13 protein-coding genes, 1 pseudogene and 1 riboswitch are annotated in these 16,709 nt (G+C 65.0%); of the genes and pseudogenes, 10 read left to right on the plus strand and 4 right to left on the minus strand.

Going from position 1 to position 16,709, the window contains the following annotated elements:
- Together epd and tkt are read right to left on the minus strand one after the other, a co-directional pair.
- Positions 1–1,068 carry an erythrose-4-phosphate dehydrogenase gene (gene epd, locus OEG79_RS18975; protein ID WP_264146492.1) on the minus strand — a complete coding sequence of 356 codons (1,068 nt, stop codon included), beginning with the start codon at positions 1,066–1,068 and terminating at the stop codon, positions 1–3.
- A 64-nt stretch (positions 1,069–1,132) separates the two neighbouring features.
- Positions 1,133–3,133, minus strand: coding sequence for a transketolase (tkt, locus tag OEG79_RS18980; RefSeq protein ID WP_264146493.1), 2,001 nt, complete (start codon positions 3,131–3,133; stop codon positions 1,133–1,135).
- Between the two features lie 231 nt (positions 3,134–3,364).
- On the opposite strand from tkt, the gene OEG79_RS18985 reads away from it, so the two are divergent.
- The 4 genes from OEG79_RS18985 (at position 3,365) to OEG79_RS19000 (ending at position 7,842) form a co-directional block, all read left to right on the plus strand.
- Positions 3,365–4,366, plus strand: coding sequence for an ArsR/SmtB family transcription factor (locus OEG79_RS18985; RefSeq protein ID WP_264146494.1), 1,002 nt, complete (start codon positions 3,365–3,367; stop codon positions 4,364–4,366).
- A complete protein-coding gene (gene metK / locus OEG79_RS18990) occupies positions 4,367–5,557 on the plus strand; it encodes a methionine adenosyltransferase (RefSeq protein ID WP_264146495.1) in 1,191 nt (396 codons plus the stop codon).
- 126 nt (positions 5,558–5,683) lie between these two features.
- Complete coding sequence (gene ligB, locus OEG79_RS18995; protein ID WP_264146496.1) at positions 5,684–7,363, plus strand: NAD-dependent DNA ligase LigB; 1,680 nt, start codon at positions 5,684–5,686, stop codon at positions 7,361–7,363.
- A gap of 83 nt (positions 7,364–7,446) precedes the next feature.
- Positions 7,447–7,842 (plus strand): DUF1090 domain-containing protein, encoded by a 396-nt coding sequence (locus tag OEG79_RS19000; RefSeq protein ID WP_264146497.1) that lies wholly within the window; start codon positions 7,447–7,449, stop codon positions 7,840–7,842.
- Here the strand turns inward: OEG79_RS19000 and OEG79_RS19005 are convergent.
- The gene (locus OEG79_RS19005) at positions 7,836–8,285 is read right to left on the minus strand and encodes a c-type cytochrome (protein ID WP_264146498.1); all 450 of its coding nucleotides are present in this window, start codon (positions 8,283–8,285) and stop codon (positions 7,836–7,838) included. The two genes, OEG79_RS19000 and OEG79_RS19005, sit on opposite strands and share 7 nt — an antisense overlap.
- A gap of 149 nt (positions 8,286–8,434) precedes the next feature.
- Positions 8,435–8,821, minus strand: coding sequence for an MAPEG family protein (locus OEG79_RS19010; RefSeq protein WP_264146499.1), 387 nt, complete (start codon positions 8,819–8,821; stop codon positions 8,435–8,437).
- Between the two features lie 221 nt (positions 8,822–9,042).
- Positions 9,043–9,127, plus strand: a riboswitch (S-adenosyl-L-homocysteine riboswitch).
- A gap of 21 nt (positions 9,128–9,148) precedes the next feature.
- Here OEG79_RS19010 and ahcY point away from each other — a divergent pair.
- The 6 genes and pseudogenes from ahcY to OEG79_RS19040 all read left to right on the plus strand — a co-directional run bounded on the left by ahcY (position 9,149) and on the right by OEG79_RS19040 (position 16,668).
- A complete protein-coding gene (gene ahcY / locus OEG79_RS19015; protein WP_264146500.1) occupies positions 9,149–10,543 on the plus strand; it encodes an adenosylhomocysteinase in 1,395 nt (464 codons plus the stop codon).
- Positions 10,544–10,622: 79 nt separating this feature from the next.
- A complete protein-coding gene (metF, locus tag OEG79_RS19020) occupies positions 10,623–11,468 on the plus strand; it encodes a methylenetetrahydrofolate reductase [NAD(P)H] (RefSeq protein ID WP_264146501.1) in 846 nt (281 codons plus the stop codon).
- A gap of 44 nt (positions 11,469–11,512) precedes the next feature.
- On the plus strand, positions 11,513–13,675 hold the full coding sequence (locus OEG79_RS19025) for a hypothetical protein (RefSeq protein WP_264146502.1): 2,163 nt from the start codon (positions 11,513–11,515) through the stop codon (positions 13,673–13,675).
- Entirely contained in the window at positions 13,645–14,409 is a 765-nt protein-coding gene (locus OEG79_RS19030) for a DUF3142 domain-containing protein (RefSeq protein WP_264146503.1), read from the plus strand. The genes OEG79_RS19025 and OEG79_RS19030 overlap by 31 nt, the downstream gene beginning before the upstream one ends.
- A gap of 78 nt (positions 14,410–14,487) precedes the next feature.
- Complete coding sequence (gene ppnN, locus OEG79_RS19035) at positions 14,488–15,861, plus strand: nucleotide 5'-monophosphate nucleosidase PpnN (RefSeq protein ID WP_264146504.1); 1,374 nt, start codon at positions 14,488–14,490, stop codon at positions 15,859–15,861.
- 49 nt (positions 15,862–15,910) lie between these two features.
- Positions 15,911–16,668: pseudogene (locus tag OEG79_RS19040) on the plus strand (substrate-binding periplasmic protein).
- Positions 16,669–16,709: the final 41 nt, after the last annotated feature.

Here is a 16,709-nt window from a genome sequence, read left to right on the forward strand (position 1 = left end):
TCAGTCCTTCACGGGGGCTGGTTGTACGGTGGAAGTGGATACAGCGAGAAAATGTTCGGCGACATCGAGCATGCGGTTGGCAAAACCCCATTCGTTGTCGAACCAGGCCAGCAGATTGACCAGACGCGGGCCGGACACGCGGGTCTGGCTGCCGTCGACGATGGCCGAGTGCGGGTCATGGTTGAAGTCGCAGCTGGCGTGCGGCAGCTCGGTGTAGGCCAGCAGGCCCTGGAGCGGACCGGTTTCGGCGGCCTGGCGCAACACCCGGTTGATCTCCTCGGCCGAGGTATCGCGGGAGGTCTGCAGGGTAATGTCCAGACAGGAAACATTGACCGTCGGCACGCGGATCGCCTTGGCCTGGATGCGCCCGGCCAGCTCCGGCAGCAGACGCTCGATACCGCGGGCCAGTCCGGTGGACACCGGAATCACCGACTGGAAGGCCGAGCGCGTGCGGCGCAGGTCTTCGTGGTGATAGGCATCGATCACGGGCTGGTCATTCATCGCCGAGTGGATGGTGGTAATGGAGACGTATTCCAGACCCACCACCTCGTCGAGAAGTTTCAACAGCGGCACGCCGCAGTTGGTGGTGCAGGAGGCGTTGGACACCAGGCGCTCGGCGCCCGACAGACAACCCTGATTGACGCCGTAGACCACGGTGGCGTCGATATCCGCCTCGCTGGCCATCGGCTGCGACAGCAGCACCCGCGGCGCGCCGGCATCGATGAAGCGCTGCGCCTGATCGCGGATGACGTACTGCCCGGAGCACTCCAGCAGCAGGTCGATATCCAGCGCCGCCCAGTCGATGGCCTCAGGCTCGCTCTGGCGCAACACCTTCACGCAGTCGCCATTGATATGCAGGCAGTCGCCATCGACCTTCACCTCACCGGGAAAACGGCCGTGAGTGGAGTCGAAGCGGGTCAGGTATTCGACGCTGGCCTGATCGGCCAGATCGTTGAGGGCAACGATTTCCAGGCCCGACGAGTTGCCGCGCTCGTACAGCGCGCGCAGCACGCAGCGGCCAATACGGCCATAGCCGTTGAGGGCGACACGATAGGGGCGATTGGACATGGCGTCTCGCAGGTTCGCAGCTCGGCTGTCCCTCCCCCACAGGCGGGAGAGGGGCGTCGAAGCATCAGGCGTCCAGCAGTTCTTCGGCAGTGGCGACGATGTTCTCGACGGTAAAGCCGAAGTGTTCGAACAGCGCCGGCGCCGGCGCCGACTCACCGAAGCTGGTCATGCCGATGATGCGGCCTTCCAGGCCCACGTACTTGTACCAGTAGTCGGCGTGCGAGGCTTCGATGGCGATGCGCGCACCGACCTGCAGCGGCAGCACGGCCTGCTTGTAGGCGGCGTCCTGCTGGTCGAACACGCTGGTCGACGGCATCGATACCACGCGTACCTGGCGACCCTTTTCTTCCAGTTTGGCGGCTGCCTGCATGGCCAGGGTCACTTCCGAACCGGTGGCAATAAGGATCAGCTCCGGCTCGCCGGCACTGTCCTTGAGCACGTAGCCACCACGGGCGACATCTGCCAGCTGCTGGGCATCACGCTGCTGGTGCGGCAGGTTCTGGCGGCTGAAGATCAGCGCGCTCGGACCGTCGTTACGCTCGATGGCGTACTTCCAGGCCACGGCGGATTCCACGGCATCGGCCGGGCGCCAGGTGTCGAGGTTCGGCGTGCCGCGCAGGCTGGCCAGTTGCTCGATCGGCTGGTGGGTCGGGCCGTCTTCGCCAAGACCGATGGAGTCGTGGGTGAACACGTACAGCACGCGCTGTTTCATCAGCGCGGACATGCGCACCGCGTTGCGCGCGTACTCCATGAAGATCAGGAAGGTCGCGCCGTACGGCACGAAGCCACCGTGCAGGGCGATGCCGTTCATGATGGCGCTCATGCCGAACTCACGCACGCCGTAGAACATGTAGTTACCGGACGCGTCTTCGGCGGAAACACCCTTGCAGCCCTTCCACAGGGTCAGGTTGGAGCCGGCCAGGTCGGCCGAACCACCGAGGAATTCCGGCAGCAGCGGGCCGAAGGCGTTCAGCGCGTTCTGGCTGGCCTTGCGGCTGGCGATGGTTTCGCCCTTCTCGGCCACTTCACGTACGTAGGCGGCGGCCTTCTCGGCGAAATCGGCCGGCAGTTCGCCAGCGATACGACGCTTGAATTCGGCAGCCAGCTCGGGGAAGGCAGCGGCGTAGGCTGCGAACTTCTCGTTCCAGGCAGCTTCGGCAGCAGCGCCGGCTTCCCTGGCATCCCACTCGGCGTAGATCTCGGCCGGGATTTCGAACGGCCCAAAGTTCCAGCCCAGCTGCGCGCGGGTCAGGGCGATCTCGTCGTTGCCCAGCGGCGCGCCGTGGCACTCTTCCTTGCCCTGCTTGTTCGGCGAACCGAAGCCGATGGTGGTCTTGCAGCAGATCAGAGTCGGCTGATCCGGCGTCTTGCGCGCGGTCTCGATGGCCATCTTGATTTCGTCGGCATCGTGGCCGTTGACCTTGCGGATCACCTGCCAGCCGTACGCCTCGAAGCGCGCCGGGGTATCGTCGGTGAACCAGCCCTCAACCTCGCCGTCGATGGAGATGCCGTTGTCGTCATAGAAGGCGATCAGCTTGCCCAGGCCCAGGGTGCCGGCCAGCGAGCAGACCTCATGGCTGATGCCTTCCATCATGCAGCCGTCACCGAGGAACACGTAGGTGTTGTGGTCGACGATGGTGTGGCCTTCACGGTTGAACTGCGCGCCCAGCACTTTCTCGGCGATGGCGAAGCCAACGGCGTTGGCGATGCCCTGGCCCAGCGGGCCGGTGGTGGTCTCGACGCCCGGGGTGTAGCCGTACTCCGGGTGGCCCGGAGTCTTGCTGTGCAGCTGCCGGAAGTTCTTCAGGTCGTCGATCGACAGGTCGTAGCCGGTCAGGTGCAGCAGCGAGTAGATCAGCATCGAGCCGTGGCCGTTGGACAGCACGAAGCGGTCACGGTCGGCGAAATTCGGGTTCTGCGGATTGTGCTTCAGGTAATCGCGCCACAGCACTTCGGCGATGTCCGCCATCCCCATGGGGGCACCGGGGTGGCCGCTGTTGGCTTTCTGCACGGCATCCATGCTGAGGGCACGAATGGCATTGGCTCGCTCACGACGGCTGGGCATCGCTGAATCTCCTACGGGGGCTGCTTCTGGATGAAGGGGGCGAAAAAAGGCGCCCATTTTCGCCCAGCCGCCCCCGCGGGGCAATGACAGATGGTCGTAGAGAGCAAATCAGCCCGCGCGAACAAGGCCGGACACCCATCGCCGGGCGGCCGGAATCACGACCAGACCAATATCAAAACTTTTTGATATTGGTATTGCTGTATGAAAAATGACCGACTAGACTGCGCCACCATGACCCTGCGCGCATCCCAGCTGCAATTCGACCCCTACGACGAGCTCGCCGCCCTGTGCAAGGCCGGCGGTGATGCGTTGCGCCTCAACGTGCTGCGCGCACTGAGCAACGATTCGTTCGGCGTGCTGGAACTGGCGCAGATCTTCGCCATCGGACAGTCGGGCATGAGCCACCACCTCAAGGTCCTGGCCCAGGCCGGCCTGGTCGCCACGCGCCGCGAAGGCAATGCGATCTTCTACCGACGTGCCCTGCCCAATGGCCGCCTGCACGCTGCCCTGCTGGACGATATCGACGACCTGCCGCTGCCCGATGACGTGCAGGCACGCATCGCCACCGTGCACCAGCAGCGCGCCACCGTCAGCCGCGACTTCTTCGCACGCATGGCCAGCAGCTTCCAGGCCCAGCAGGATCTGATCGCCGGCCTGCCGCAATACCGCGACAGCCTGCTGGCCCTGCTCGATGCGCTGCACTTCGCGCCGGATGCATCGGCGCTGGAAATCGGCCCCGGCGACGGCGCCTTCCTGCCCGAACTGGCACGGCGCTTCGCCCGGGTCACGGCACTGGACAACAGTCCGGCTATGCTCGAACTGGCCAGCCAGCGATGCGCTGCGGAAAACCTGCACAACGTCGAGCTGAAACTGGCCGATGCACTACAGGACGAACAGCAACCCGCCGACTGCGTGGTGTTGAACATGGTGCTGCACCACTTCGCCACGCCGGCCGAGGCCTTTCGCAGACTTGCCGGCCTGGTCGCGCCAGGCGGCAGCCTGCTGCTCAGCGAACTGTGCAGCCACGACCAGAGCTGGGCGCGCGAAGCCTGTGGCGACCTGTGGCTCGGCTTCGAACAGGAAGACCTGGCGCGCTGGGCGACGGCCGCAGGCCTGACGCCCGGCGAAAGCCTCTACATAGGCCTGAAAAACGGCTTTCAGATTCAATTACGGCACTTTGCCAAACCCGATGCGCACAGCGCCTTCAGCCTCCGGCAAGAAAGGAACCGATAGATGAGCGAATATTCCCTGTTTACTTCCGAGTCCGTGTCCGAGGGGCACCCGGACAAGATCGCTGACCAGATTTCCGATGCCGTGCTCGACGCCATCATCGCCCAGGACAAGCACGCCCGCGTGGCCGTGGAAACCCTGGTCAAGACCGGCGTGGCCATCGTTGCCGGTGAAGTCACCACCAGCGCCTGGGTCGACCTGGAGCAGATCGTCCGCGACGTGATCTGCGATATCGGCTACACCAGCAGCGACGTCGGCTTCGACGGCGCCACCTGCGGCGTGCTCAACATCATCGGCAAGCAGTCCCCGGACATCAACCAGGGCGTCGACCGCGCCAAGCCGGAAGATCAGGGCGCTGGCGACCAGGGCCTGATGTTCGGCTACGCCAGCAACGAAACCGACGTGCTGATGCCGGCGCCGATCTGCTTCTCACACCGCCTGGTCGAGCGCCAGGCCGAAGCGCGCAAGTCCGGCCTGCTCCCGTGGCTGCGTCCGGATGCCAAATCCCAGGTCACCTGCCGCTACGAGAACGGCAAGGTCGCAGCCATCGACGCGGTGGTGCTGTCCACCCAGCACAATCCGGAAGTGAAATACGACGACCTGCGCGACGGCGTGATGGAACTGATCGTCAAACACGTGCTGCCGGCCGAACTGCTGCACAAGGACACCCAGTTCCACATCAACCCGACCGGCCAGTTCATCATCGGCGGCCCGGTGGGCGACTGCGGCCTGACCGGGCGCAAGATCATCGTCGACAGCTACGGCGGCATGGCCCGTCACGGCGGCGGCGCCTTCTCCGGCAAGGATCCGTCCAAGGTCGACCGCTCCGCTGCCTATGCCGGCCGCTACGTGGCCAAGAACATCGTTGCCGCCGGCCTGGCCGAGCGCTGCGAGATCCAGGTCTCCTACGCCATCGGCGTGGCCCAGCCGACCTCCATCTCGATCAACACCTTCGGTACCCACAAGATCGCCGAAGACAAGATCATCAAGCTGGTACGTGACGTGTTCGACCTGCGCCCGTACGCCATCACCAGGATGCTCGACCTGCTGCACCCGATGTACCAGGACACCGCTGCCTACGGCCACTTCGGCCGCACCCCGCAGTCCAAGACCGTCGGCGACGACAGCTTCACCACCTTCACCTGGGAACGCACCGACAAGGCTGCCGACCTGCGCGCCGCTGCCGGTCTTTGATACTCGGACGCGACACGAAAAGCCCCGCCCAGTGCGGGGCTTTTTCCTGGGCGGTGGCCAGTGCACGCTGCACAAGCCATCAGTTGGTCTAGGCTGATTTCATGACCCCAAGCACGGACGCTTGCCATGAAACGCTGGATCGCGCTGCTGCTGTTTCCCCTCGCCGCCCAGGCGGCCAATTGCCCGGACTGGCCGGCCAGCCGCGCCAAGGTCGAACTTACCTCCCTCGGCGAGCAGATCGCCAGATGGGACCACGCGTACCATAACCTGGGCCGCTCGCTGGTCGCCGACGAACTCTACGATCAGGCCCGCGAGCGCCTGCATACCTGGCACCAGTGTTTTCCCGACGCACTCGACGCGCTACCGGAACCACTGGCAGGCAGCACGGGAAAGATCGCCCACCCGGTGGCGCAAACCGGTCTGCGCAAACACAACGACGCGGCGGTGGCCGAGTGGATCGCAAGCCGCGACGACCTGTGGATACAGCCCAAGGTCGATGGTGTCGCGGTCACCCTGGCCTACCGCGCCGGCGTTCTGCAGCAGGCCATCAGCCGCGGAGACGGGCGCCACGGGCAGGACTGGACGGCCCGTGCCCGGCAGTTGCCAGGGATACCGACGCGTCTGCCGGAGCCGCTCAATGCCGTGCTGCAGGGCGAGCTTTACTGGCGCCTGGACAATCACGTGCAGAGCCGTGACGGCGGTGCCGGCGCAAGGGGCAAGGTGGCCAGCCTGATGGCGCGACAATCCCTGAACGAGCAGGAGGCTGGCAAAGTCGGCCTGTTCGTCTGGGACTGGCCGGACGGCCCGGCGCAGATGCCTGAGCGCCTGGAGATCCTGCACCGGCTCGGCTTCGGCGACAGCCTGCGCTATACCCAGGCGCTGCAGAACTCTGCGCAGGCGCGCCAGTGGCGCCAGCGCTGGTTCACCGAACCGCAGCCGTTCGCCAGCGATGGCGTGGTGCTGCGCCAGGGCACGCGCCCGCCCGGCGAACGCTGGCAAGCCGAAGCGCCACACTGGGCAATCGCCTGGAAGTACCCGCCCAGCCAGGCACTGGCCGTGGTCCAGGCGGTGGATTTCAGCATCGGCCGTTCGGGGCGCATCACGCCGATCCTGCGCCTGCAGCCGGTCGACCTCGATGAACGCCGGATCAGCCGCGTCGCTCTCGGCTCGCTGCAAGGCTGGGAAAAACTGGATATACGCCCGGGGGATCAGGTGTCGATACGCCTGGCCGGACTGACCATCCCGCGCCTCGACCAGGTGATCTGGCGCAGCCCGGAACGCGCTGCGGTATTCACACCCGACCCCGAGCGTTACCACGACCTGAGCTGCTGGCGACTCAGCGCCGAATGCCAGCAGCAGTTCCAGGCACGTCTGAACTGGCTCGGTGGCAGACAGGGCCTGAACCTGCCGGGTATCGGCCCCGGCACCTGGAGCACGCTGCTGGCCAGCGAAAAGCTGGAGGGACTGCTCGACTGGCTGGAACTCGACAGCGAGCACCTGCAACAGCTGCCGGGCATCGGCCCGCGGCGCGCCTCGCAGCTGCAGCATGCCTTCGCCCTGGCCCGGCAGCGTTCACTGCAACACTGGCTGCAGGCGCTTGGTGCACCGCCCGGACTGACGCTGAGGCCGGAGGATGACTGGACAACACTCCAGGCACGCGGACGCAGCGAATGGCTGCAGCAACCCGGCATCAGCCGCAAGAGTGCCGAGCGCCTGCAGACCTTCTTCAGCCATCCGGAAGTCCGGCGCCTTGGCGAGCGATTGCAGCAGGCCGGCGTGGCCGGCTTCGAGCCTCCGCGCGGCTGACCGGGTCAGCCGACGGCGCATTCGCGTCGAACCTCGCGCCAGCATCAGGGTCACTTCGAAAGACACCCCGAGAGGAACAGATCATGATTCGCCAAACCACTGTGCTCGGCCTGCTGCTGGCGGCCAACCTGAACGCCACTCCACTGCTGGCTGCCGACGGCGAAGGCGGCTGCGCCGTCAAACGCCAGGTGCTTCAGGAAAAGATCGAGGCCGCACAACAGAGCGGTAATTCACAGGAGCTGGATGGCCTGCGCCGGGCAATGGGCAATGTCGACGCCCATTGCGATGACGCCTCGCTGCACGAGGAGCGTCTGGCCAGCGTCAAGGAAGCACGCGAGGAAGTGAAGAAGCGCGAGATGGATCTGCGCGAAGCCATGGGCAAGGACGATCAGGAGAAGATCGCCAAGCGCCAGGCCAGGCTGGCAGAGGCGCGCGCCGAACTGGAACAGGCCGAAGCCGAGGCGCGCGCCGGTCAATAGGCGCGGAACGCCTTGTGGCAGGCCTCGCAACTGTCCTCAACGGCCTGCATTGCGGGCTCCAGCTCGGCACGGCGCAGCGGCGGCGCCGTCGTCGCCTGCACCAGCGCAGCTGTAGCCTGCTCCAGATCACGCGCCATCTTCTGAAACTGTTCCTGGCGCTGCCACACCTCTGGATTGGCCTTGCTGCGCTCGTCATCCGCCACCGCCGGGAAATGCTGCCAGGGCTCGCGCGACAAACGATCCAGCTCGGCAGCGCCAGTGATGAATCCAGCCTCATCGTAGGGAATGCGGCCGCGCAGCATGCCGCCGAGGTCTTCGCTGACCTTGAGCATCTCCTTGAACAATGCCTGGCGCTTGCCCAGCGGCGAGTCGGGATCGACCCCGCCACAGGCGGCCAATATCGCGCAGACGCAGGTGAGCAGGTGGAATTTCTTCAGGGCCATCGACACGACTTCCGGGGTGACAGGAGGCCTGTCAGTATCGCGGCTCGACCGGATTGGGCCAAGCGACCTCTTGTCACAACGACTGTCTTTCACATGCCCCGGTCAGCCGCCGTTCAGCCGGGCCATCCCGAAAAACCGGGCTCGCGACTTCAGGCAGAGACCACGAACAAGGCGACGATCAGGCCCATACCGACGAGCCACACCAGCGAGCGCAGCGGCCCCCAGCCAGCCAAGTAGCAGACTAAATACAGCAGGCGGCTGACGATGAACGCTACGGCCAACTGATCGAGCAGCGCCTGCCCGGCGCCACCGGCCTGATGGGCAATGATCACCGCGGCAGCGAACGCCGGAGTCACTTCGAAGCCGTTGAGCTGGGCGTTGTTGGCCCGCTTGCGCCAGCCTTCAAGCGTATTCAGGAACGCACGCGGGTCCTGATTGGCGCTCGGCCCGTAGCCGGGGCCGAGAAACTTGGCGGTAGTCGTCCCCAGATAGGGCAGAAGGATGGCGATCAGGACGCACCAGTAGGCCAGGGTCATGGCAACTCCACAGTTTGCTCGGGGAAGTGCGCAGCTTGTCCGTTCGCCAGGTCGAGATCCTTGACCGACTGAGGGTATCTGCACGGCAATCCGGCCAATGCTCCGGCGACAGTTTCCGGCAGTGCCGCACGCGGGCGACGGAAAACCTTGGGCACAGCCGTTCGGCTCGCTATAATCCGAAAGTTTCACGCGACCGGCACCGCTCCGGTCGCTCCCGCCACCCGGTCGAGGGGCGCTGCAGCAGCCTTGAAGGCTGTCAGGCTCGCCCGGGGCGTTATCCAAACGCATCAACGGCGCCCATTCGCAGACAACGAATGGAGAGCTTTAATGAGCGCTGCTTTTACCGATTACAAGGTCGCCGATATTTCCCTGGCCGACTGGGGCCGCAAGGAACTGACCATCGCCGAATCCGAGATGCCGGCACTGATGGGCCTGCGCCGCAAGTACGCCGCCAGCCAGCCTTTGCGCGGCGCGAAGATCCTCGGCTGCATCCACATGACCATCCAGACCGGCGTGCTGATCGAGACCCTGGTCGCCCTGGGCGCCGAAGTGCGCTGGTCCTCCTGCAACATCTTCTCCACCCAGGATCAGGCCGCTGCCGCCATCGCCGCCGCCGGCATCCCGGTATTCGCCTGGAAGGGCGAGACCGAGCAGGAGTACGAGTGGTGCATCGAGCAGACCATCCTCAAGGACGGCAAGCCGTGGGACGCCAACATGGTGCTGGACGACGGCGGTGACCTGACCGAGATCCTGCACAAGAAGTACCCGCAGATGCTCGAGCGCATCCACGGCATCACCGAAGAAACCACCACCGGTGTGCACCGTCTGCTCGACATGCTCAAGGCCGGCACCCTCAAGGTCCCGGCGATCAACGTCAACGACGCGGTTACCAAGAGCAAGAACGACAACAAGTACGGCTGCCGCCACAGCCTCAACGACGCCATCAAGCGCGGCACCGACCACCTGCTGTCGGGCAAGCAGGCGCTGGTCATCGGCTACGGTGACGTGGGCAAGGGCTCGGCCCAGTCGCTGCGCCAGGAAGGCATGATCGTCAAGGTTTCCGAAGTCGACCCGATCTGCGCTATGCAGGCCTGCATGGACGGCTTCGAGCTGGTGTCGCCGTACCTCGACGGCATCAACGATGGCACCGAGGCCCGTATCGACAAGGCCCTGCTGGGCAAGATCGACCTGATCGTCACCACCACCGGCAACGTCAACGTCTGCGATGCCAACATGCTCAAGGCGCTGAAGAAGCGCGCCGTGGTGTGCAACATCGGCCACTTCGACAACGAGATCGACACCGCCTTCATGCGCAAGAACTGGGCGTGGGAAGAGGTCAAGCCGCAGGTGCACAAGATCCACCGCACCGGCGCCGGCGCCTTCGATCCGGCCAACGACGACTACCTGATCCTGCTGGCCGAGGGCCGCCTGGTGAACCTGGGCAACGCCACCGGTCACCCGAGTCGCATCATGGATGGCTCCTTCGCCAACCAGGTGCTGGCGCAGATCTTCCTGTTCGAGCAGAAATTCGCCGACCTGCCGGCCGAAAAGAAGGCCGAGCGTCTGACCGTCGAAGTGCTGCCGAAGAAGCTGGACGAAGAAGTCGCCCTGGAGATGGTCAAGGGCTTCGGTGGCGTGGTCACCCAGCTGACCCAGCAGCAGGCCGACTACATCGGCGTGTCCGTGGAAGGTCCGTTCAAGCCGGATACCTACCGCTACTAAGGTCATGAGCTTCAGGCTGCACGCAACTGGCGACTCGCTTCGCCCGCGGCGTGCGGCCGGTAGCCCGAAGGAACTACCTATGTCTCAAGAACGTCGCTACAGCTTCGAGTTCTTCCCCACCAAGACCGAAGCCGGGCATGAAAAACTGATGGACGTGGCGCGCCAGCTGGCGACCTACAAGCCCGATTTCTTCTCCTGCACCTATGGCGCCGGCGGTTCGACCCGTGACCGCACCCTCAACACCGTGCTGCAACTCGATGGCGAGGTGAAGGTGCCCACCGCACCGCACCTGTCCTGCGTCGGTGACAGCAAGGCCGAGCTGCGCGAGCTGCTCAACCTGTACAAGAACGCCGGCATCAAGCGCATCGTCGCCCTGCGCGGCGACCTGCCCTCGGGCATGGGCATGGCCAGCGGCGAGCTGCGCTATGCCAACGAGCTGGTCGAGTTCATCCGCAACGAAACCGGCGATCACTTCCACATCGAGGTGGCCGCCTATCCGGAAATGCATCCGCAGGCGCGCGACTTCGAGAGCGACGTTGCCAACTTCGTGCGCAAGGCCAAGGCCGGCGCCGACAGCGCCATCACCCAGTACTTCTTCAACGCCGACAGCTACTTCTACTTCGTCGAGCGCGTGCGCAAGCTGGGCGTGGACATCCCCGTGGTGCCGGGCATCATGCCGATCACCAACTACAGCAAGCTGGCGCGCTTCTCCGATGCCTGCGGCGCGGAAATCCCGCGCTGGGTGCGCAAGCAGCTGGAAGCCTACGGTGACGACAGCGACAGCATTCGCGCCTTCGGCGAGCAGGTGATCACCGAAATGTGCGAACGCCTGCTGCAAGGTGGCGCACCGGGCCTGCACTTCTATAGCATGAACCTGGCCGGCCCCAGCCTGGCCATCTGGAACAACCTCGACCTCAAACGTTGACGGGCAGGGAGCCCCAGCGGCTCCCGCGCTCAAGGATGAGCTCCATGACTCTCAAGCGCCTTCTCCCTCTCGCCGTCCTCGCCGGACTGCACGCCCCCGCCGCCCTGGCCAGTACCGATATGGTCTGCATGCCAAGCTGGCAGTTGGTTTCCGACAAGCTTTCGGCGTGCAACAACCTGGCCTTTCTCAGCCCCGGCAACGACAGCCGCGTCAATCTGCAACTGCTGCTCGACGACGCCGGCCACCTGAAAATGACGCGCCAACCACTGCCGCTCGCCGGCTATGAATACGGCTATGACCTTGTGCCCTTCAGCCTCGGCATGCTCGACCCGGCCCGCGCTCGCAGCGCAACGGCCAGGACAGACGAGCAGACTACCGATCCGGACGTGGCGTACCTGACCCAGGCCCTGCAGCGCCTGGGCATCGACAGCGAAGCGGATGCCTTTGCCGTGCACCGCTTTGCCGAAGGCGAAGGCAATCGCTGCCGCAGCAACGACCTGCAGGCCATGCGCGGCTTCGTCGATGCCCTTGCCGCCACATCAGAGCTGGCCGCAAGCGAAGCACAGGCCCTGGCCCGCTCGCGGCGCAGTCTGCTGAGCCTGTGCGGCGAGGGCGACCCGCAACCGGAGGACATCCTGCCGCAGGCAGCGCAACTGCAGTCGCCCGCAGCCCGGGCCTTCGGAGACTACCTGCGCGGCGCTGACGCCTTCTACCGTGGCGACTTCGAGCACGCCCGAGAGCGCTTCAGCGAGCTTACAGACAGCGGGCAGCCCTGGCTGCGCGAAACCGCCCTGTATCTGCTCGGCCGCGTCGCGCTGAACCAGGCCCAGTTGAACGCCTTCGACGAGTACGGTTTCTTCAGCCCCGAGCATGTCGACAACGGCAACCTCGATGCCAGCGCGAAGGCCTTCGAGCAGTATCTGGAAACCTACCCGCAGGGGCTCTACAGCAATTCCGCACGCGGCCTGCAACGCCGTGTGTACTGGCTCGCCGGCGACACCCGGCGTTTCGCCGAGGCCTTTGCCCGGCAATTCGAGGGTGGCGCGCAGCAGGTCGACATGCTTGCACTGATCGAGGAACTGGACGCCAAGCTGCTGCCCAGCCTGAATCCTGAAGACATCGAAGACCCGCTGCTGCTGGCCATGATCGACCTGATCCAGCTGCGCGATCCCGGCTCCGACAGCGAACCACACCTCAGTCTTGAGCAACTGCAGGCGCAGCAGCCGCGCTTCGCCAGTCAGCCCGGCCTCCACGCCTACCTGCTCGCAGCCTGGCATTTCTACCGCGGTGGCGATGCCGAACAGACCCTCGCCGCCCTGCCGGATGACGATGGCGGGCCGCTGAACGCCCTCGCCTTCAGCCGGGAAACCCTGCGCGGCCTGGCGCTGGAGACCAAGGGCGACACGACTGCGACGCTGCAGCATTGGCAGGCGCTGCTGGTACGCAGCACGGACCCGCTGCAACAGGCCCAACTGCAACTGGCTCTGGCCCTGAGTTACGAGCGCAGTGGCGAACTGGACAAGGTGTTTGCCGCCGACTCGCCAATCAACAGCGCGCCGATCCGCGAGCGCCTGCTGGCCTATGGCGCCAGCCCCGAGCTGCTGCGCCAGCAGGCCGGCGACGAACAGGCACCGGCGAGCGAGCGCGCAACCGCGCTGTACACCCTGCTCTACCGCGATCTGGACTACCGCCGCTACGCCGACTTCCTCAGCGATTTCGCGCAGTTCCCGTATACGCCGGCACAATCTGCGCAACGTCTCGATCCCGGGCTGTTCGCCTGGGCCGGCGGCAGCGATGCCGGTTATGCCTGCCCGAGCCTGGTCAGGATCGCCGAACGCCTCGCAGCAGATGCCGATGACGCCCAGGGCCTGCTGTGCCTGGGCGACTTCATCCGCGTCCATGGTCTCGACGAGCACTGGCTGAACCGCCCACCGGCTGCCGGTGAGCTGGGCAGTGCGCCGAGCCAGTTCCAGGGCAGGTCCTTTTCCCGACTGGCCGGCTACCAGAAGCTGCTGGATGGGCCTCAGGTCAGCCACGAGGACAAGGCCTACGCCCTGTTTCGCGCGATCAACTGCTATGCCCCAAGCGGCTACAACAGCTGCGATGACCAGGACATCAGCAAGGACCAGCGCAAGCAGTGGTTCCAGACCCTCAAGCGCAGTTACGCGGACACCCAGTGGGCACAGCGACTCAAGTACTACTGGTAGGTCTGCTCCTGCTGGCAACCGCTCTGCCGGCGCAGGCTGCACGCGTCGATGCGGGCGAATATCAGGCGTTCTGGCTGTGGGCCGGCGTCACGCCGCAGCCGGTACTGGCCCAAGCCCGCACCCTGTACGTGCTGCAGGGGCAGATCGACGGCCCGCGCCGCGCCGGCGATCCACCCGCGCGCATGCAGGTGCAGAACTCGGCCACACCCAGGCTGTCGAAGGATATCGAGCTCTGGGTGGTGTATCGCGCGCATACCCTGGACTGGAACGATGATGTATTCGCCCTGCTGCTGAGCCAACTGCAGCGCTGGCAGCGTTCCGGCAACCGGGTCAGCGGCGTGCAGATCGACTTCGATGCACAAACCCTGCGCCTGGACCGTTACGCCGCCTTTCTCGAAGACCTGCGCCAGCGCCTGCCGCGACAGTACGGCCTGAGCATCACCGGACTGCTCGACTGGGCCGGCAATGCCGACCCGGCAGCGCTGAACCGCCTCGCCGGAGTGGTCGACGAAGTGGTGATGCAGACCTACCAGGGCCGCCACAGCATCGCCGGCTACCAACGCTACCTGCCGAGCATCGCGCGCCTGCAGCTGCCGTTTCGCGTGGGCCTGATCCAGAACGGCGAGTGGCAGGCTCCGGATTATCTGGAAGACAGTCCCTGGTTCCGCGGCTATGTGGTATTTCTGCTGAACCCGAGCGAACCCGCAACCGACATCCCGGCCGCCAGACGCTGACCGTCTTCCGCTGCGACAACGAATTCGAACTCTCTCCGCGCCGGCTTCGGTGCGACTTCTCCATCAGGACCCCATTTCATGCTCAAACGCTCCACGATCAACGCCTCCGTCAGCCCCAAGGGCAGCCTGGAGACCCTGTCCCAGCGCGAAGTGCAGCAACTGCGCGAAACCGGCTCGGGTTGCGTCTACCGCCTGTTCCGCCAGTGCGCCCTGGCAATCCTCAACACCGGCTCGCACAGCGACAACGCCAAGACCATTCTCGAGGCCTATCCGGACTTCGAAGTGAAGATTCACCAGCAGGATCGCGGCATCCGCCTGGAGCTGATCAACGCGCCGGCCGATGCCTTCGTCGACGGCGAGATGATCGCCAGCACCCGCGAAATGCTGTTCAGCGCCCTGCGCGACATCGTCTACACGCAGACCGAGCTGGAGAACAAGCGCATCGACCTGGACAGCTCCGAAGGCATTACCGATTACGTCTTCCACCTGCTGCGCAACGCCCGGACCCTGCGCAGCGGTGTCGAACCGAAGATGGTAGTGTGCTGGGGTGGCCACTCGATCAGCACCGAGGAATACAAGTACACCAAGAAGGTCGGCCACGAGCTGGGCCTGCGCGGCCTGGACATCTGCACCGGCTGCGGTCCGGGCGTGATGAAGGGGCCGATGAAGGGCGCCACCATCAGTCATGCCAAGCAGCGCAACCTCAACGGCCGCTACCTGGGTCTGACCGAGCCGGGCATCATCGCTGCCGAGGCGCCGAACCCGATCGTCAACGAGCTGGTGATCCTGCCGGACATCGAGAAGCGCCTGGAGGCCTTCGTCCGTGTCGGCCACGGCATCATCATCTTCCCGGGCGGTGCCGGCACGGCCGAGGAATTCCTCTACCTGCTGGGCATCCTCACCCATCCGGACAACCAGGACCTGCCCTTCCCGGTCATTCTTACCGGGCCGAAGAGCGCCGGCCCCTACCTGCAGCAGCTGCATGACTTCATCGGCGCCACTCTGGGCGCAGCCGCACAGCAGCGCTACCGCATGATCGTCAACGACCCGACCGAAGTCGCCCGCGAAATGGCCCGCGGCATCAAGGCCGTGCACCAGTTCCGCCGCGAGCGCAACGACGCCTTCCACTTCAACTGGATGCTGAAGATCGACGAAAGCTTCCAGCGTCCCTTCGAGCCAACCCACGAAGCCATGGCCAGCCTCAACCTCACCCGCGAGCAACCGCTGCATCAGCTGGCTGCCAACCTGCGCCGCGCCTTTTCCGGCATCGTCGCCGGTAACGTCAAGGAGAACGGCATCCGCCTGATCGAGGAACACGGCCCGTACGAGATCCGTGGCGAAACCACCATCATGCGTCCGCTGGACCGCCTGCTGCAGGCCTTCGTCGAGCAGCACCGGATGAAGCTGCCGGGCGGTAGCGCCTACGTGCCGTGCTATCGGGTTGTGGACTGAAAGAATGGTCGGACTTTCAGGCTAGGGGCAAAATCGCTAATCTGGCACAATGACATTAATCCAGCGCCAGATTATCGCCACTTTCCTGTTGACCATTCTCTCGCTAACCGCCAGCAGTGAGACGTTGCGTCTGGTCACGGAGGCCTGGGCGCCGTATGTCCATGAAGAGAACGGCCAGGCCACCGGCCTGGACTACGAAATCACTCGGGAAGTACTGCATCGCCTGGGCGTTGAGCTGGAGCTGCAATTCCTGCCCTGGAAACGCTGCCTGTTGGCACTGGAGCAGGGGCAGGCCGATGGTGTTCTGGACATATTCCACCTCCCGAGCGCGAATCGCAGATGTTGTTCGTCGAGGAACCACTGAGCGAAGTCGAGCTGGTGCTGTTCTACGCACGCAACCGTCCGCACCCCTATCGCCGCCTGGAAGATCTGCGCGGCCTGGTAGTCGGCATCTCGCCCGGCTACTGGTACAACGACGAGCAGTTCCGTACCTCGCATCTGTTCAGCCGCGAGGAGGCGCCGACTCACGAGGCCAATCTGGGCAAGCTGGTTCGCCACCGCGTCGACCTAGTGCTCAACGACCTCCGTGCCGGCCTCTTCCTTAGCGCCCGACTGGGCCTGCTGGATCAGGTCGATTACAACCGCAAGGCCATCGGCCATGACCGCCTGTACCTGGGACTGCGTCATACCCCGAGACTGGAGCGTCTGGCCAGGGACTTCTCCGACGAGCTGCGCCGTTTCAAGCGCGAGCCTGCCTACGCCCAATTGCAGCGGCGCTACGCCGCCCCTGATCGGCCCAGGCCGTGAACCAACCGACAGGCTGATAGCTGCGCACACCTCAAGCTCTG

It is taken from the genome of Pseudomonas sp. Z8(2022), from assembly GCF_025837155.1.
In the GTDB taxonomy this organism is placed as follows: Bacteria; Pseudomonadota; Gammaproteobacteria; order Pseudomonadales; family Pseudomonadaceae; genus Aquipseudomonas.

Excerpts from the sequence above, each read along its gene's own strand:
- metK (WP_264146495.1), top strand. The coding sequence starts at position 4,367 with ATGAGCGAATATTCCCTGTTTACTTCCGAGTCCGTGTCCGAGGGGCAC.
- OEG79_RS19025 (WP_264146502.1), top strand. The coding sequence starts at position 11,513 with ATGACTCTCAAGCGCCTTCTCCCTCTCGCCGTCCTCGCCGGACTGCAC.
- metF (WP_264146501.1), top strand. The coding sequence starts at position 10,623 with ATGTCTCAAGAACGTCGCTACAGCTTCGAGTTCTTCCCCACCAAGACC.
- OEG79_RS18985 (WP_264146494.1), top strand. The coding sequence starts at position 3,365 with ATGACCCTGCGCGCATCCCAGCTGCAATTCGACCCCTACGACGAGCTC.
- OEG79_RS19005 (WP_264146498.1), bottom strand. The coding sequence starts at position 8,285 with ATGGCCCTGAAGAAATTCCACCTGCTCACCTGCGTCTGCGCGATATTG.
- ahcY (WP_264146500.1), top strand. The coding sequence starts at position 9,149 with ATGAGCGCTGCTTTTACCGATTACAAGGTCGCCGATATTTCCCTGGCC.
- ppnN (WP_264146504.1), top strand. The coding sequence starts at position 14,488 with ATGCTCAAACGCTCCACGATCAACGCCTCCGTCAGCCCCAAGGGCAGC.
- OEG79_RS19000 (WP_264146497.1), top strand. The coding sequence starts at position 7,447 with ATGATTCGCCAAACCACTGTGCTCGGCCTGCTGCTGGCGGCCAACCTG.
- OEG79_RS19010 (WP_264146499.1), bottom strand. The coding sequence starts at position 8,821 with ATGACCCTGGCCTACTGGTGCGTCCTGATCGCCATCCTTCTGCCCTAT.
- ligB (WP_264146496.1), top strand. The coding sequence starts at position 5,684 with ATGAAACGCTGGATCGCGCTGCTGCTGTTTCCCCTCGCCGCCCAGGCG.
- epd (WP_264146492.1), bottom strand. The coding sequence starts at position 1,068 with ATGTCCAATCGCCCCTATCGTGTCGCCCTCAACGGCTATGGCCGTATT.
- tkt (WP_264146493.1), bottom strand. The coding sequence starts at position 3,133 with ATGCCCAGCCGTCGTGAGCGAGCCAATGCCATTCGTGCCCTCAGCATG.